At 63.7% G+C, this 17,117-nt stretch carries 15 protein-coding genes; 11 read left to right on the plus strand and 4 right to left on the minus strand.

The genetic code is table 11. The features are described from left to right. The 3 genes from AC4NN3_RS15665 to AC4NN3_RS15675 are packed head-to-tail and all read right to left on the minus strand — an operon-like array spanning position 1 to position 2,078. Positions 1-507, minus strand: a complete 507-nt coding sequence (locus tag AC4NN3_RS15665) for an ureidoglycolate lyase (protein ID WP_491928017.1) — start codon at positions 505-507, stop codon at positions 1-3. Between the two features lie 4 nt (positions 508-511). Beyond that, positions 512-1,333 (minus strand): bifunctional allantoicase/(S)-ureidoglycine aminohydrolase, encoded by an 822-nt coding sequence (locus tag AC4NN3_RS15670; protein WP_491928018.1) that lies wholly within the window; start codon positions 1,331-1,333, stop codon positions 512-514. A gap of 58 nt (positions 1,334-1,391) precedes the next feature. After that, positions 1,392-2,078 (minus strand): glutathione S-transferase family protein, encoded by a 687-nt coding sequence (locus AC4NN3_RS15675; RefSeq protein WP_491928019.1) that lies wholly within the window; start codon positions 2,076-2,078, stop codon positions 1,392-1,394. Positions 2,079-2,311: 233 nt separating this feature from the next. Here AC4NN3_RS15675 and AC4NN3_RS15680 point away from each other — a divergent pair, with 233 nt between their 5' ends. Continuing rightward, the gene (locus tag AC4NN3_RS15680; RefSeq protein WP_491928020.1) at positions 2,312-2,848 is read left to right on the plus strand and encodes a hypothetical protein; all 537 of its coding nucleotides are present in this window, start codon (positions 2,312-2,314) and stop codon (positions 2,846-2,848) included. Between the two features lie 338 nt (positions 2,849-3,186). On the opposite strand, the gene puuE is transcribed toward AC4NN3_RS15680, so the two are convergent. Further along, positions 3,187-4,602, minus strand: a complete 1,416-nt coding sequence (puuE, locus tag AC4NN3_RS15685) for an allantoinase PuuE (RefSeq protein ID WP_491928021.1) — start codon at positions 4,600-4,602, stop codon at positions 3,187-3,189. Positions 4,603-4,756: 154 nt separating this feature from the next. Between puuE and uraH the strand changes: the two genes are divergently transcribed. The 10 genes from uraH (at position 4,757) to guaD (ending at position 17,104) form a co-directional block, all read left to right on the plus strand. After that, positions 4,757-5,113: a hydroxyisourate hydrolase gene (gene uraH, locus AC4NN3_RS15690; RefSeq protein ID WP_193334939.1), complete on the plus strand. Its 357-nt coding sequence runs from the start codon at positions 4,757-4,759 to the stop codon at positions 5,111-5,113. A 3-nt stretch (positions 5,114-5,116) separates the two neighbouring features. Beyond that, positions 5,117-6,583 carry a xanthine dehydrogenase small subunit gene (gene xdhA, locus AC4NN3_RS15695; RefSeq protein WP_491928022.1) on the plus strand — a complete coding sequence of 489 codons (1,467 nt, stop codon included), beginning with the start codon at positions 5,117-5,119 and terminating at the stop codon, positions 6,581-6,583. After that, complete coding sequence (xdhB, locus tag AC4NN3_RS15700) at positions 6,580-8,919, plus strand: xanthine dehydrogenase molybdopterin binding subunit (RefSeq protein ID WP_491928023.1); 2,340 nt, start codon at positions 6,580-6,582, stop codon at positions 8,917-8,919. Before xdhA ends, xdhB begins: the two co-directional genes overlap by 4 nt. Next, positions 8,916-9,779 (plus strand): xanthine dehydrogenase accessory protein XdhC, encoded by an 864-nt coding sequence (gene xdhC, locus AC4NN3_RS15705; RefSeq protein WP_491928024.1) that lies wholly within the window; start codon positions 8,916-8,918, stop codon positions 9,777-9,779. Before xdhB ends, xdhC begins: the two co-directional genes overlap by 4 nt. Position 9,780: 1 nt before the next feature. Continuing rightward, the gene (locus tag AC4NN3_RS15710) at positions 9,781-11,313 is read left to right on the plus strand and encodes an ABC transporter ATP-binding protein (RefSeq protein WP_491928025.1); all 1,533 of its coding nucleotides are present in this window, start codon (positions 9,781-9,783) and stop codon (positions 11,311-11,313) included. Then, positions 11,297-12,376, plus strand: coding sequence for an ABC transporter permease (locus tag AC4NN3_RS15715; RefSeq protein ID WP_491928026.1), 1,080 nt, complete (start codon positions 11,297-11,299; stop codon positions 12,374-12,376). The genes AC4NN3_RS15710 and AC4NN3_RS15715 overlap by 17 nt, the downstream gene beginning before the upstream one ends. Further along, complete coding sequence (locus AC4NN3_RS15720) at positions 12,373-13,302, plus strand: ABC transporter permease (protein ID WP_491928027.1); 930 nt, start codon at positions 12,373-12,375, stop codon at positions 13,300-13,302. Before AC4NN3_RS15715 ends, AC4NN3_RS15720 begins: the two co-directional genes overlap by 4 nt. A 52-nt stretch (positions 13,303-13,354) precedes the next feature. Beyond that, the gene (locus tag AC4NN3_RS15725; protein WP_491928028.1) at positions 13,355-14,443 is read left to right on the plus strand and encodes a BMP family ABC transporter substrate-binding protein; all 1,089 of its coding nucleotides are present in this window, start codon (positions 13,355-13,357) and stop codon (positions 14,441-14,443) included. Between the two features lie 136 nt (positions 14,444-14,579). Next, the gene (locus tag AC4NN3_RS15730; protein WP_491928029.1) at positions 14,580-15,806 is read left to right on the plus strand and encodes a urate hydroxylase PuuD; all 1,227 of its coding nucleotides are present in this window, start codon (positions 14,580-14,582) and stop codon (positions 15,804-15,806) included. Further along, complete coding sequence (gene guaD, locus AC4NN3_RS15735; protein WP_491928030.1) at positions 15,803-17,104, plus strand: guanine deaminase; 1,302 nt, start codon at positions 15,803-15,805, stop codon at positions 17,102-17,104. Before AC4NN3_RS15730 ends, guaD begins: the two co-directional genes overlap by 4 nt. Positions 17,105-17,117 lie beyond the last annotated feature (13 nt).

Below are 17,117 nucleotides of genomic sequence, written 5' to 3' on the forward strand. Positions count from 1 at the left end.
CTACCGATCGGCTGAGGGAGCGTGCTGCACGTTGTGGGGCGTGTCGAAATGATGTTCCTCTAGGTTGTCGCCGTCGCCGCCGCGATCGACCACGAGGAAATCGCTCTGGGCCTGCAGCGGGGTCAGCACGCCGTGCCAGGTATTCATGGCGATGTTGACGCCCTGGCCAGGAGCCGGGCTGAAGGCGCGGAGGCGCGTGGGGGTGCCGCTATCATCCTCGGCGACGATGACCAGCCAGGGATTGTTCGACAGGGGATAGAAGGCCTGGCTGCCCAGCGGGTGGCGTTCGACGAGGGAGAGGCTCAGGGGCAGCTGGTAGGGCTGACCGCGAAACAGCGACAGCAGCGGGCGGGCGTGCACGCCGCCCAGCTCGATGCGGGCGAGATCGTGGTAGCGCTCGGTCATGCCATTGTTGATGGGGTAATGGGTGGCGCCAGCCAGTTCGATGACCTGGCCGAAGGGGGCGAAGGCCTCGGCGGTCAGCGGCTCGATCAGGATGGTGCTCACCGGCTCACAGCCCCAGCTTCATGTGGCGGTTGACGTCCTTGTAGAGCAGGTAGCGGAAGCGGCCGGGGCCGGCATAGCAGGCCTGGGGGCAGAAGGCGCGCAGCCACATGAAATCGCCGGCCTCGACCTCGACCCAGTCGCGGTTGAGCCGATAGACCGCCTTGCCCTCGAGCACATAGAGGCCGTGCTCCATGACATGGGTTTCCTCGAAGGGGATGACCGCCCCCGGCTCGAGGGTGACGATATTGACATGCATATCGTGGCGCAGGTCGGTGGGGTCGACAAAGCGGGTGGTGCCCCAGGTATTGTTGGTGCCGGGCATCCAGATGATGGGTTCGTCGTTCTCATTGGCGACGAAGGCGGTGGGGGCAGCAATGCCCTCGACGGCTTCGTAGCGCTTGCGCACCCAGTGGAAGCGCATAGGTTCGGTGCCCTTGTTGAACAGGGTCCAGGCGCAGCCGGGGGGCAGGAAGGCGTAGCCGCCGGGCTTGAGCAGGTGGGTCTTGCCGTCGAGAGTCAGCGTCGCCTGGCCAGATACCACGAACAGCACGCCCTCGGCCTGCGGGTTCGGCTCGGGCTGGCTGCTGCCGCCGCCGGGAAAGACTTCCATGATATATTGCGAGAAGGTCTCGGAAAAGCCCGAGAGCGGCCGGGCGATCACCCAGGCGCGCGTATCGGCCCAGTGCGGCAGATAGCTGGTGACGATGTCACGCATCACGCCATGGGGAATGACCGCATAGGCCTCGGTGAAGACGGCGCGGCCGGTATGCAGCGCAGTTTGCGGCGGCAGGCCGGCGCTGGGCGAGGCGTAGGTGGGATCTGGCATGGGGGTCCGGAGCGCGGTTGGTACTGGCATTGAAACTGGCAGGTCTGTGGCCGCCTGGCTAGGCCGTGCGGCGCAGATCGCTGGTGATCGTGCCGGCGGCGGCGACCTCGGCTTCATGGCTGGGCTCGCGCCAGGTTTCATCGAGTGCCTCACGATACCAGTCCTGCATAGCGGGCAGCGCCAGCAGCCGCGCCGCATAGGCCGCGGCCGGCGGGCTCAAGCTGACACCATAGGTCTGCAGGCGCAGGGCAACCGGGGCATAGAAGGCGTCGGCGGCGGTAAAGCTGGCGCCGGCCAGAAACGGACCGCCGAAGCGGGCCAGGCCCTCGCACCAGATTTCATCGACGCGGTCTAGATCGGCCTGCAAAGCCGGGCTGACGGCGTGCAGCGTGATGCGCAGGCCGCAATTCATGCCGCAGGCATTGCGCAGGGTGGCAAAGCCGGCATGCATTTCGGCGCTGATGGCGCGGGCAAAGGCGCGGGCTGCCTTGTCGGACGGCCAGACCTGGGGATGGCTTTCAGCCACATATTCAACGATGGCCAGTGAATCCCAGACCTTGATGTCGCCGTCGACCAGCAGCGGCACGCGCCCCGTGGGCGAAAAGGCGCGGAAGGCGTCGTGGCTGCCATGGGGGATGAAGGGCTCGAGCCGTTCGGTGAAGGGGATGCCCAGCGCCTTGAGCACCAGCCAAGGCCGCAGCGACCAGGACGAATAGTTCTTGTTGCCGATGATGAGCGTGAGCATGAGCGGACCTCCAAAGACAATTGGAGTTAGCCTGCGGCAAGGCGCCCTGCAAGCGCCCGGTATCAAGGGGCGATTAAACCCACTCAAAAATAGGGAGAGTGCATTTGTGTCCATGGGTGAGATCTGATCCAACCCCGTGGATTGGGTTGGGTTTCTCTCTTCACCACCCAATGAGTTGACTTTGGGTTCCAGATCCCACATAAACTCTTTCCATGATGAGGCGGAGCGATTCCATGACCCCGAAAGAGCGAGCCATCCAAGATGGCATTCTTACAATTGAGAAGGCATTGGCCAAAACCATAGCCGTGGTTCTCCCCAAAGTCATGAGCGATGTGTTTGATGCAGGTGGCGTTGAGTATGCAGTGGCCCTTCAACGGGCCATGCAGTCTGTCAACCCAATGGGAGAAGTGCCGCGGTCGATCATTGGGGGCGCAGGATTGCCTCCGATCTCGGCAACGACGGCCGGCGCGACGGGCAAGGATGGACGTGCTCCACGTGGCTCAATCCGAAGGGCCGTTCTGACTGTGCTTCTACCCAGACCTGACGGCCTCACCTCCACTGAAGTTGTTACACTCGCCCAGGAGATCGACCCAGCAATCAGCGTTGGCGGCATCCACAACGAACTCAACCGCCAGAAGGGCATGATTTATGACAATGAGAATGGGCGCTGGCGCGTGCCGCCGGAGCTCAAACTCGGCGGTGACTACTTTGACCTAAACGGTCTACGAAATCCTGAAAAGGATAGGGCGACGGAGCCTGGACAGCTGTGACCGTCGCCCTGAACGCAACCAAGGAAGCGAAACATGCCGCCGCCTTTAGTCTGATCTGGTGACCCTCTAGGGGGAGCCAACCATTCCAACTTGGGTGCCTGCATTAGCGGGTTCCCAAGTTGGCCCTGTGGGGCCGTTGCCGGTGCAAGGGGATAGCCTTAGGAACTCTCCCTTGCGAGTTCGACACTCGTCGGCTCCACCTACCTCTTTAGCGAAATCGTGCGAATCCGTCAAACAGGCCCCATTGCTACAGCGCCTGTAATGCCTTTTGGTAAACGTTGTCCCCGATGCCTCCACTACGAGCTGAGTTGGCGAAAGGATTCCAAAAATAACTGCGGCTAGGGCAACAAGGCCTTGAGGCGCAGCAGGGCAATGCGTTCGACCTGGGCGCAGGCGGTGGTAAATTCGGCCTCGGCGCTGTTTTGCAGCCGGGCTTCGAAGGCCTCGATGATCGAGGCCTTGGTATTGTCGCGCACGGCGATGATGAAGGGGAAGCCGAACTTGTCGACATAGGCGGTGTTGAGCATGGTGAAGCGCTGCCGTTCGCCATCGGTGAGCGCATCGAGACCGACCGCGGCCTGTTCGGCAGTCGATTCGGCCGTCAGCCGCTTGGCGGCGGCCAGCTTGCCGGCCAGGTCGGGATGGGCGCGCAAGACGCCCAGGCGCTCTTCGGGGCTGGCCATGCGGAACTGGCAACGCAGCGCGAAGTGCAGGCCAATGGCGGTATCGTTGACCGGGGCCAGTTCACCCTCCCAGGCGCGCTCGGCGATCCAGGGGGAGTGCTCGAAGATCGAGCCATAGCGGCTGACGAAATCGGCCTTGTCGAGCTGGGAGGGAATGACCGCGGGCGCGACATAGGGATGTTCGGCGGCCCAGTGCTCGGCAATAGCCAGCCTTGTGGGGATCCAGACCTTGTCGAAGGTGAGAATATAATCGACAAATTTCTTGAGGCCCTGGAAGCGGCCGGGCTGGCCGACAAGGCGGCAATGCAGGCCCAGCGACATCATCTTGGGGCTGCCGGCCTCGCCTTCGGCATAGAGGCAGTCGAAGCTGTCCTTGAGAAACTGGAAATATTCCTCGCCATTGTCAAAGCCCGGGGCAGTGACGAAGCGCATGTCATTGGCGCTCAGCGTATAGGGAATGATGAGGCTGGGCATGCCGTGGTGGACGCGCCAATAGGGCAGGTCGTCATCATAGGTGTCCGAGATATAGGCAAAGCCGCCGGTCTCGGCGACCAGATCGATGGTGTTGAGGCTGGAGCGGCCGGTATACCAGCCGCGCGGCGGCGCGCCGGTGGCGATGGTGTGCAGGCGAATGGCCTCGGCGATCTGGGCGCGCTCCTCCTCGGGCGGCATGTCCTTGTGCTGCACCCATTTGAGGCCGTGGCTGGCAATTTCCCAGCCGGCCTCCTGCATGGCCGCCAGCTGGGTGGGGGCGCGCATCAGGGCGGTGGCGACACCATAGACAGTCACGGGGAGATTGGCCCCGGTGAACAGGCGATGCAGCCGCCAGAAGCCGGCGCGGGCGCCATATTCGTACATGGATTCGACATTGGCGTGGCGCTGGCCGGGCCAGGGCGCGGCGCCGATGACGTCGGCGAGGAAGGCCTCGGAGGCTGCGTCGCCATGCAGGATATTGTTCTCCCCGCCCTCTTCGTAATTGAGCACGAACTGCACCGCGACATGGGCGCCGCCGGGCCAGTTGGCCTGGGGTGGGGTGGGGCCGTGGCCGTGCATGTCGCGGGGGTAACGCATTGGCAGGGTGCTCTCGTCTGGTGGTCGGCTGATAGTATGGCCTTGCGGGCGGCAATCAAGATGCACAAAAATGGACCAGATGGTAAAATATGGGCATTGCGGATCAGTGCTGATGCGGTAGTCTGAGGTCGGGGACGACAGACGGAGCAGCTCAATGGCGGGAAGTGGACGCCTAACCACGCATGTGCTGGACACGATGCACGGTACGCCGGCGCGCGGCATGCGGATCGAATTGCTGTTCGTGCATGGCGACCACAATCACCATATCGCCGACAGCTATACCAATGCCGACGGGCGCGTGGACGCGCCGCTGCTCGACGAACAGCAGTTCCAGCATGGCGAATTCGAGATCCATTTCCATGTCGGGCAATATTTCGAGCGGCTGGGGGTCGAACTGGCCAATCCGTTCCTCGATGTGGTGCCGGTCCGCTTCACCATCAGCGAGGACAAGCACTATCATGTGCCGCTGCTGGTCAGTCCTTTTGCCTATTCCACCTATCGGGGCAGCTGAGGCATGACCGTGGTTTCCAACGCCATCCGCTTCATCCTCAATGGCGAGGCGATCAGCCTGACCGACGTGAAGCCGGATACGACTTTGCTCGACTGGCTGCGGCTGGAGCGGCGGTTGCGCGGCTCCAAGGAAGGCTGCGCCGAGGGCGATTGTGGCGCCTGCACGGTGCTGGTCGGCCGGCTGATGGGCGACGAGATTATCTATGACTCGGTAACCGCCTGCATCCGCTTCATGGGCAGCCTGCACGGCACCCATGTGGTCACCATCGAGCATCTGCGCGGCGAGAACGGCAATCTGCATCCGGTGCAGCAGGCGATGGTCGATCACCATGGCAGCCAGTGCGGCTTCTGCACGCCGGGTTTCGTGATGAGCCTTTATGGCTTGTGGATGCGCAATCCCGACCCGAGCCAGGGCGCCATCGAAAAGGCGCTGCAGGGCAATCTGTGCCGCTGCACCGGCTATGCCCCGATCATCCGCGCCGGCAAGGCGATGTCGACCTACGGTCTGCCGCAGGGCGACCCGCTCTGGGCCGAGCGCATCGCGCTCAAGGAGCAGATCAAGGCCATCCATGATGGCAGCCGGGTCGAGATCGGCGAGGGTGCGGAGCGCATCATCGTGCCGGCGAGCCTTGATGATTTTGCCGAGATCTATGCGGACAACCCCGAAGCGACCATTGTCGCCGGCTCGACCGATGTGGGCCTGTGGGTCACCAAGTTCATGCGGTCCATCGGGCCGGTGATCTTTATCGGCCAGCTGCAGGAACTGCGGGCGATTGCCGAGAATGCCAGCGAAGTACGGTTCTATGCCGGGGTCAGCTATTCGCAGGCACAGCCGGTGCTGGCCGAGTTTTTTCCCGGCATGGCCGAATTGTGGGACCGCGTGGCGGGTGAGCAGGTGCGCAATATGGGCACGATTGGCGGCAATATCGCCAATGGCTCGCCGATCGGCGATACGCCGCCGCCCTTCATCGCCTTGGGCGCAAGGTTGACGTTGCGGCGGGGAGAACATCGCCGCGAGATCAAGCTCGAAGACTATTTCCTCGCCTATGGCCAGCAGGACCGCCAACCCGGCGAGTTCGTCGAAAGCGTCACCGTGCCGCTGTTGCCGGCCGGCGAGAAGTTTGCCGTCTACAAGCTGTCCAAGCGGCGCGAGGAGGACATTTCCACGCTGTGCGGTGCGTTCCGGGTGTTTGTCAGCGATGCCGGCATGGTGGGCATGGCCCGCATTGCCTTTGGCGGCATGGCGGCGACACCCAAGCGGGCCAAGGCCGTCGAGGCCGCGCTTGTAGGCAGGAAATGGACGCAGGAGACCATCGATCTGGCGATGGCAGCCTTTGCCGAGGATTACCAGCCGATCTCCGACATGCGGGCCAGCGCCGAATACCGGCTGCTCAGCGCGCAGAACCTGCTGCAGCGTTTCTATCTGGAAACGACGGGGCAAGGTCAGCGGCTGCGGCGGGAGGTGGCATGAACAAGCATCAGACCGCCATAACCCTGGCCACGCTGCACAAGGATGTCCGCCACGATAGCGGGCCCAAGCATGTCACCGGCACGGCCGAATATATTGACGACATGGTCGAGCCGGCCGGCACCATGCATGCCTATCTGGGGCTGTCGACCAAGCCGCATGCCGAGATCGTCAGTATCGACTTTTCCGCCACCAGGGCGGCGCCGGGGGTGATCGGCGTGCTGACGGCAGCCGATGTGCCGGGCGACAATGATGTCAGTTCCAACCACAGCCATGATGAGCCGCTGCTGCCCACGGACAAAGTCCACTTCTGGGGGCAGCCGCTGTTTGCTGTGATCGCCGAGACGCGGGACCAGGCGCGACGGGCGGCACACCTGGCCAAGGTCACCTACAAGGATCTGCCCTTTGCCACCACGGTGCGGGCGGCCCAGGCGGCGGGCGGCACACTGGTGACGCCACCGCTGACGCTCGAGCGCGGCGATGTCGACGCGGGCCTCGCGGGCGCACCGCGCCGGGTCAAGGGCAGTATCGAGATCGGCGGGCAGGACCATTTCTATCTCGAAGGCCATATTGCCTTGGCCGTGCCGGGCGAGGACGAGGACGTCACGGTGTTTTCCTCGACCCAGCATCCCACCGAAGTGCAGGTCATGGTGGCCCAGGTGCTGGGCATTCGCCTGCATGCGGTGACTGTCAATGTGCGGCGCATGGGTGGCGGCTTTGGCGGCAAGGAAACCCAGAGCAACCTGTTTGCCTGCGTGGCCGCATTGGCTGCCAAAAAGTGGAACCGCGCCTGCAAGATCCGTCCCGACCGCGACGATGACATGACCGCCACCGGCAAGCGGCACGATTTCGTCGTCGACTACGATGTCGGCTATGACGAGACCGGCAGGATCCATGCGGTGGACGCGGTCTATGGCGCGCGCGCTGGCTTTTCTTCGGACCTCAGCGGTCCGGTGACCGACCGGGCGCTGTTTCATGCCGACAATGCCTATTGGTACCCGGCCGTGCGCGTGCGCAGTGAGCCGCTTTACACCAATACGGTTTCCAATACCGCGTTTCGCGGCTTTGGCGGGCCGCAGGGCATGCTGGCGGCCGAGCGCTGGATCGAGGACATTGCCTATGCGCTGGGGCGTGACCCGCTCGAGATCCGCAAGGCCAATTTCTACGGCACCGACAGCAACAACATCACGCCCTATCACCAGACGATAACCGACAATATCGTGCATCGCGTGGTCGAGGAGATCGAGGCCAGTTCGGACTACCAGGCGCGGCGCGCGGCGATCCTGAGCTATAATGCGGGCAGTCCCGTGCTCAAGAAGGGCATTGCCCTGACGCCGGTCAAGTTCGGCATTTCCTTCACCGCCACCTGGTACAATCAGGCCGGCGCACTGGTGCATGTCTACAAGGATGGCTCGATCCATCTTAGCCATGGCGGCACCGAAATGGGGCAGGGGCTCTATATCAAGGTGGCGGCGGTTTTGGCCGATGCCTTTGGCGTCGGGCTCGACGTGGTCAAGATCATGGGCACCAGCACGGGCAAGGTGCCCAATACGTCGGCCACCGCCGCCTCGTCGGGCTCCGATCTCAATGGGATGGCGGCCTGGGATGCGGCGCGGCAGATCAAGGAACGGCTGGTGGCCCACGCCGCCAAGCTCTACCAGTGCGCGCCCGAAGCCGTGCTCTGGGTGCCCGGTGGCATCGAGGCGGGCGGGGTCTTCGTGCCCTTCGCCGAGCTGGCGGCCTCGGCCTATATGAACCGGGTGCAGCTCTCCGCCGCCGGCTTCTACCAGGTGCCCAAGATTCACTGGGACCGGGCCACCGGGCGCGGCCATCCGTTCTACTATTACGCCTATGGCGCTTCGGTCAGCGAGGTCACCATTGATACGCTGAGCGGGGAATATACCGTCGATCGCGTCGATATCCTGCATGATGTGGGGCGTTCGCTCAATCCGGCCATCGATATCGGCCAGATCGAGGGCGGGTTCATCCAGGGCATGGGATGGCTGACCACCGAGGAACTGGTCTGGGACGCCAAGGGCCAGCTGCGCACCAAGGCGCCCTCGACCTACAAGATCCCGCTGGCCAGCGACGTACCGCCGATCTTCAACGTCAAGCTGGCCGAGTGGTCGGTCAATGCCGAGCCGACCATTGGCCGTTCCAAGGCCGTGGGCGAGCCGCCGCTCATGCTGGCCATGAGCGTGGTGGAAGCGCTGTCGATGGCGGTGGCCAGCGTGGCCGATTATGCCATCGCCCCCCGTCTCGATACCCCGGTGACCCCTGAGCGCGTGCTGATGGGCGTGCAGCGGATGAAGGCGCGGGGTGCGGGTGAGCCAACATGATCCCTCGCGCCACCGAACTCGCCGCTTTCCTCACGGCCAATCCTGACGCCATCGTCTGTGAACTGACCTCGGTCCGCGGCTCGTCGCCGCGCGAGCAGGGGACCTTCATGCTGGTGGGGCCGGCCGGCCTGTTCGGCACCATTGGTGGCGGGGCGCTCGAATATATGGTGATCGACCATGCCCGAAGGCTGATCACCCAAGGCCAGGCCAAGGCGGCGATGGATGTGCCGCTGGGGCCCGAAATCGGCCAGTGCTGCGGTGGACGGGTCGTGGTCGGTCTCGACTATGCCGATGCGGCGCGGCGTGCGGCGCTGCTGGCGCAGGTGGCAGCCGAGGACGCGGCGCTCCCCCATGTCTATATCTTCGGCGCCGGCCATGTCGGGCGGGCGCTGGCGCAGATGCTGGCACTGCTGCCGGTGCAGCTCGAAGTGATCGACACGCGGCGCGACGAGCTGGACCTGTTGCCCTCGCACATCGCGTCGCGGGCCGTGGCCATGCCCGAAGCGGTGGTGCGCGCAGCGCCACCGGGCAGCAGCTTTGTCATCCTGACGCATGACCATGCCCTCGACTTTCTGATTGCCCAGGAGGCCCTGGCACGGGTCGACAGCCCCTATATCGGCATGGTCGGGTCGGCTACCAAACGGGCGCGCTTTGCCAGCTGGTATCGGGGTGAGGGCGGCTCGGCATTGGCGCTTGAACGGCTGGTGCTGCCCATCGGCCAGATGGGGCTTGGGGATAAGCGGCCGGCCGTCATAGCGGCACTGGCGGCGGCCGAAATAATGGTCCACATTGGGCAATGGGAAGCTGAAACTGACCGGGTCCGCACCCCTGAGACATCGGGGGTGACCATTGGACGTTAGCATGCCATATCGGCTCGAACTCAAGGGCATCACCAAACGCTTTCCGGGCGTGCTGGCCAATGACAATGTCAGCTTTGCCGTCCGGCCGGGCGAGATTCATGCCCTGCTGGGGGAGAACGGCGCCGGCAAATCCACCCTGGTCAAGATGATCTACGGCATCATGCAGCCCGATGCCGGCGAGATGGTCTGGGATGGCGCGCCGGTCACCGTGGCGCACCCCAAGGCCGCCCGCAAGCTGGGCATCGGCATGGTGTTCCAGCATTTCTCGCTGTTTGAAGCCCTCACCGTGCTCGAAAACATCGCTTTGGGCATGGACGCCAAGATCCCGGGGCGCGAACTCGAAGCGCGCATCCGCGCGGTCATGCTCAAGTATGGTCTGCTGCTCGATCCGCATCGCACCGTCGCGACGCTGAGTGTAGGCGAACGCCAGCGCATCGAAATCGTGCGGGCGCTGCTGCTCGACCCAAAGCTGCTCATCATGGACGAGCCGACCTCGGTGCTGACGCCGCAGGAGGTGGAGCAATTGTTCGCGGTGCTGCGCAAGCTGGCGGCGCAGGGTTGCTCCATTCTCTACATTTCCCACAAGCTGCATGAGATCAAGGCGCTGTGCGACACGGCGACGATCCTGCGCGGCGGCAGGCTGGTCGATACCTGCGATCCCAAGGCGGAAACCAGCCGCTCGATGGCCGAGAAGATGATCGGCGCCGGGCTCAAGGATATCGTGCGCGCCGCAGGCCGCGAACTGGGCGAGGCCAAGCTGGTGGTGTCGCGGCTGTCGACGACAAAGGCGGGGCATTTCGATGTGCCTGTCGATGATGTCAGCTTTACCGTGCGGGCCGGCGAGATCGTCGGCATTGCCGGGGTGGCGGGCAATGGGCAGAACGCATTGCTCGACGCGCTGTCGGGCGAAATCCGCAGCGATGACAGCCAGAGCGTGACGCTGGATGGCTATCCGCTGGGCCTGCTCGACACGACCGGGCGGCGCAAATATGGGCTCTGCGCCGTGCCCGAGGAGCGCAATGGCCATGCGGCGGTGGGCGAGTTTTCGCTGAGCGACAATACCATCCTGACGGCCCGTGACCGGCTCGGCATGGTGGTGCTGGGGCTGATCAATTCGGGCGCCGCCAGGACCTATACCGGCCAGGTGATCGCCGATTTTGCCGTCAAGGCCCTGGGGCCGGCCTCGATGGCCGGCTCCCTGTCGGGCGGCAATCTGCAGAAATACATTATGGGCCGCGAAATCCTGCAAAAGCCGAGTGTCCTGGTAGTGAGCCAGCCGACCTGGGGCGTCGATGCCGGGGCGGCGGCGGCCATTCACCAGGCGCTGGTGGATCTGGCGGCGGCCGGGTCGGCCATCGTGGTGATCAGCCAGGATCTCGATGAGCTGCGGGCGCTGTGCGATACGCTGGCGGTGATCAATATGGGCCGCCTGTCGCCGGCCCGGCCCAATGCCGAAATGAGCGTGGAAGAGATTGGCCTCTTGATGGGTGGCGTGCATGGGGCAGGGGAGGAGCGCGATGCAGTTCCAGCTTGAAAAGCGCGCGCAACCCTCGACACTGATGCTTTACGCCACCCCCGTCGCGGCGGTGCTGCTGACCATGGTGACGGGCGCCATCCTCTTTGCGCTGATGGGTTTTGACGGGATCGGCGCGGTGCGCGAGATCTTTTTCACCCCGCTGACCAATGCCTATAAATGGCAGGACCTGGGGGTCAAGGCGGCGCCGCTGATCATCATCGGGGTAGGCCTGTCCATCGCCTATCGCGCCAATGTCTGGAATATCGGCGCCGAGGGGCAGTATGTCATGGGCGGCTTGGCCGCGACCGGGGTGGCGCTGGCGACCTATGGCATGACCGGTTGGTGGATCCTGCCGCTGATGTTTCTGGCCGGCATGGCCGGTGGCGCGGCCTATGCGGCCATTCCGGCGCTCCTCAAGACCCGGCTGGGGGTCAACGAGATCCTGACCAGCCTGATGCTGACCTATGCCTCGGTGCAACTGATCTATTACCTGGTGCGCGCGCCCTGGAAGGATCCGATGGGCATGGGCTTTCCGCAGACGCGGCGGTTTGCGGCGGATGCGCTGCTGCCCAATATCATTCCCGGCACCATCGTGCATGCGGGCGTGCCCATCGCCATCATCGTCGCCCTGATCGCCTGGTTCATCATGTCCCGTTCGGTGTTCGGCTACCAGATGCGGGTGGTCGGCGCGGCGCCGCATGCGGCGCGCTATGGCGGCTTTTCGGAAAACAAGACGATCTGGCTGGCCATGCTGGTCAGCGGCGGGCTGGCGGGCATGGCGGGCATGCTCGAAGTGGCGGGGCCCTTCCAGCGCATGGTGCCGGGCTTTCCCACCAATTACGGCTTTACCGCCATCATCGTGGCCTTTCTCGGAAGGCTCAATCCGCTGGGCGTGATCTTTGCCGGCATTGTCATGGCCATCACCTTTGTCGGCGGCGAAGTGGCCCAGACCAGCATTGGCCTCTCCAGTTCGGCCACCGGGGTGTTCCAGGCCATGATGCTGTTCTTCCTGCTGGCGGGCGATATCCTGGTGCGCTACCGCATCAAGCGGGTGACGCCGGCCCGGGAGGCGCGCGCATGAGTGTCGAGCTGATCATTGCCATCATCGTCACCGTGGTGGGCGCCTCGACGCCGATCCTGATCGCCGCCCTGGGCGAACTGGTGGTGGAAAAATCCGGCGTGCTCAATCTGGGCGTCGAGGGCATGATGCTGATGGGGGCGATCACCGCCTTTGTCGTGGTGTTTTTGACCGGCAATCATTACCTGGCAATCCTCTTGGCCGGGGCGGCGGGACTAGCCACCTCGATGATCTTCGGCTTTCTGACGCTCAGCCTCTCGGCCAACCAGACCGCGACGGGGCTGGCGCTGACGATTTTCGGCACCGGTTTTTCGGCGCTGGCGGGGCAGGGCTATAGCGCGCGGCCGGTGACCCTGCTGGGGCCGCTGTTTCCCGCCGAACTGGCCACCCATCCGATCTGGCGCGTGCTGTTCGGCTATTCGGCCCTGGTCTATTTCGCCTTCATCCTGGTCTTTGCCGTGTGGTGGTTCCTCAAGAAGACGCGGGCCGGGCTGATCCTGCGCGCGGTCGGCGAGAACGATCATTCGGCTCATTCGATCGGCTATTCGGTGATCGGCGTGCGCTATGCCGCGGTCGCTTTTGGCGGCGCCATGGCCGGCATCGGGGGCGCGTGCTTCCCGCTGCTGCTGACGCCGCAATGGGCCGAGCGGATGACGGCCGGGCGCGGCTGGATCGCGGTGGCGCTGGTGGTGTTTGCCGCCTGGAAGCCGTTCCGTCTGCTGGCGGGAGCGTATCTGTTTGGTCTCGTCATGACCATGGAGCTTTACGCCAAGGCCGGCGGCGGGCCGCTGAGCGCCATTCCCTCCGAACTCTGGGCCGCTCTGCCCTATCTCGCGACCATTGTCGTGCTGGTGCTGATTTCAATCCGGCGCGATGCTTCAACCAATGCACCGGCCTGCCTCGGCAAGCCGTTCCTGCCCAGCAATTGAGCGCCACGGACATGGCGCTCGATCACCAAGAAAAGTCACTCAGGAGAGACAGATGACAATCTCGCGTCGCAATATTCTCAAGATCGGTGGTGCTGCCGCCGCGCTGCCGCTGTTCGGCAGCCATGCCTTTGCCCAGACCGAGCCACTCAAGGTCGGCTTCATGCTGATCGGCACTGTCAACGACAATGGCTGGAATTTCGGCCATTCCGAAGGCGCCAAGTTCATGAAGGAAGCGCTGGGCGATGCCGTTGCCGAGCCCACCATCGTGGAAAACGTGCCTGAGGGTCCGGACTGCGAGCGCGTGCTGCGCGAACTGGCCCAGTCCGGCCACAAGCTGATCTTTGCCACCAGCTTCGGCTATGGCGACTATGTCATCAAGGTGGCCGAGCAGTTCCCGGACGTGAAGTTCGAGCATGCCACCGGCTATCAGCGCAGCGACAATGTCGCGACCTACAATGCGCGCTTCCATGAAGGCCGCGCCGTCTGCGGCACCATTGCCGGCCACCTGTCCAAGACCGGCAAGGCCGGCTATATCGGCTCGTTCCCGATCCCCGAAGTGGTGCTCGGGATCAACTCCTTCGTGCTGGCTGCCCGCAAGGTCAATCCGGCTTTCGAGATCACCCCGGTCTATATCTCGACTTGGAACGATCCGGCCAAGGAGGCCGATACGGCGCGCGCCATGATCGATCAGGGCATCGACATCATTGCCCAGCATACTGACGGTCCCGCAGCGCTGCAGGTTGCCGAAGAGCGCGGCATTGTCGGTGGCTTCGGCCAGGGCGCCGATATGAGTGCCTTTGCGCCCAAGGCGCAACTGACCTCGATCATCGACCATTGGGGCCCCACCTATGTGCAGTCCGCGCAGGCCGTTATCGACGGTACCTGGTCCAGCGCCGACCGCTGGCCGGGCCTCAAGGAAGGCGAAGTGATGATCGGGCCATATAACGGGTCGATCCCCGCTGACGTCGTTGCCGCCGCCGAAGCCATCAAGCAGGGCCAGATCGATGGCACGTTCAACATCTTTACCGGCCCGATCAATGATCACACCGGCGCCGAGCGCGTCGCCGCTGGCGTGACCCTGACCGATGCCGAACTGCTGAGCATGGACTGGTATGTCGAAGGCGTGAACCCGCCAGCATAAGCTGCGGCTCGAGCTGATTTGAGAGGGGCGGGCGTCGTCCGCCCCTTTTACTTGTGCGCCTCCATCCTGACCTGCGTTGAACGCGTCAGGGCGTTCCTATCCCGCCTGGGAGATTGCAAAGAAACGAGACAAGACGATGCCCGATCACATCATTTTTTACGAATGGCTGATGTTTGCCGTGCGCTGGCTGCACGTGATCACAGCCGTGGCCTGGATCGGTTCGTCCTTCTATTTCATCGCGCTGGACCTGGGCCTGCGCAAGACGCCCAGCCTGCCGCCGCTGGCGCATGGCGAGGAGTGGCAGGTGCATGGCGGTGGCTTTTACCACATCCAGAAATATCTGGTGGCGCCGGACTTCTTGCCCGAGCACCTGACCTGGTTCAAATGGGAAGCCTATTGGACGTGGATCAGCGGCTTCATGCTGCTGGTGCTGGTCTATTATGTCGGCGCCGACCTCTATCTCATCGACCGCAATGTGCTCGACATGCCCAACTGGGCGGCGATCCTGCTGTCGATGGGCTCGATCGTGCTGGGCTTTGTCATTTATAACCGGCTGTGCAAATCGCCGCTGGGCGAGAGCCAGACCGGGTTGATGCTGGTGCTGTTTGTCGTGCTGGTGGCGATGAGCTGGGGCTATACCCAGGTCTTTACCGGCCGCGCCGCGCTGCTGCATATGGGGGCCTTCACCGCCTCGATCATGGCGGCCAATGTGGCCATGATCATCATTCCCAACCAGCGCATCGTGGTGGCCGATCTCAAGGCCGGGCGCGTGCCGGATGCCAAATATGGCAAGATCGCCAAGCAGCGGAGCCTGCACAACAATTACCTCACCCTGCCGGTGATCTTCTTCATGCTCAGCGGCCACTATCCGCTGGCCTTTGCCACGCAGTGGAACTGGATCATCGCCTCGCTGATCTTCCTGGTCGGCGTCGTCATCCGGCACTATTTCAACACTCGTCATGCCCGCAAGGGCAATCCGCACTGGACCTGGCCCGTGGCCATGGTGCTCTTCATCCTCATCGCCTGGCTGTCGAGCGGGCCGAAAGTGCCGGGTTCGGCAGGAGAGGCGGTGGAGTCTCGGGCGGCCGAGCCCTTTCTGGCAGCAAAGCATTTCGCCGCCGCCAGCCTGACGGTGCAGACGCGCTGCGCCATGTGCCACACGGCGGAGCCGGCCTGGGAAGGGGTCTATGAGCCGCCCAAGAACGTCATCCTCGACAATAACATTGCCATTGCCAACCATGCCCGCGATATCGTGCTGCAGGCAGGCTATGCCCATGCCATGCCGCCGGGCAATGTCAGCGGCATGACCGATGACGAGCGGGCCCTGCTGGTGGAATGGTTTCGCGAGGGGTCGTCCCTGTGAGCATGACCATATTGCGCGGAAGGGTGCTGAGTTTTGTCAGCGAGCCGCAGGGGCTCGATGACGCGGCGAGCTATTCCTACATCGAGGACGGCGCCATCGGCATCGTCGATGGCAAGATCGTTTCGGTTGGAAATTTCGACGCGGCAGCGGTCGGCGATGCCGAGCTGATCGACCATCGCCCGCACCTGATCATGCCGGGTTTCATCGATACCCATCTGCACTATGTGCAGAGCCAGATGATCGCCTCCTATGCCGGCTCGCTGCTGGAATGGCTCAATACCTATACCTTTGTGGAAGAGCAGAAGTTCAGCCAGCAGGGGCATGCCAACTTTGTCGCCAGCGCTTTCTATGACGAGCTGATCCGCAATGGCACGACCACGGCGGTGGCCTATTGCTCGAGCGCGCCGCAATCGGTGGATGCCTTTTTCGCCGAGGCGGAAAAGCGCAACATGCTGATGATCGGCGGCAAGGTGATGATGGACCGCAACGCGCCCGAGGCGCTGTGCGACACGGCGCAGTCGAGCTACGATGACAGCAAGGCGCTGATTGCCCGCTGGCATGGCCGCGGGCGCGGGCTCTATGCCATCTCGCCGCGCTTTGCCATTACCTCGACCCCGGCGCAACTGGCGGCGGCGCAGGCGCTGGTGGAAGAGCACCCCGAGGCCTATGTGCAGACCCATCTCAGCGAGAATGACGCCGAGATCACCCTGTCGATGCAGCTTTATCCGGAGGCACCGGACTATACCGGCATCTACGAATCTTATGGACTGCTCGGGCCCAGGACGCTGCTGGGTCACTGCATACACCTCAACCACCGCGAGACCGGCGTGCTGGCGGAAACCGGCGCGGTGGCGGTGTTCTGCCCGACCTCCAACCTCTTCCTGGGATCGGGCCTGTTCGATCACGCGCGGCTGGTCCAGCATGGCGTGCGGATCGGGGTGGCCACCGATATTGGCGGCGGCACCAGCTTTTCCATGCTGCGCACGCTGGACGAGGGCTACAAGGTGCTGCAATTGCGCGGCCAGCGACTGACGCCGTTCAATTCGTTCTACATGATGACGCTGGGCAATGCCCGGGCGCTGTCGCTGGAGGGCACGATCGGTACCATTGCGCCGGGCTGCGCGGCAGACCTGGTCGTGCTCAATTCGTCGGCGACGCCGGCCATGGCGCTGCGCATGCAGACGGCGACGCAACTGGTTGAGGAACTGTTCCTGCTGCAGACGCTGGGCGACGACCGCTCCATTGCCGAGGTCTATGTCGCGGGCGCAAGGATGAAGTCGACTTTAGGCGGGTTGTGAGCGAGCCGGCCTT

It is taken from the genome of Devosia sp. MDV22-iso42 (assembly GCF_058629155.1).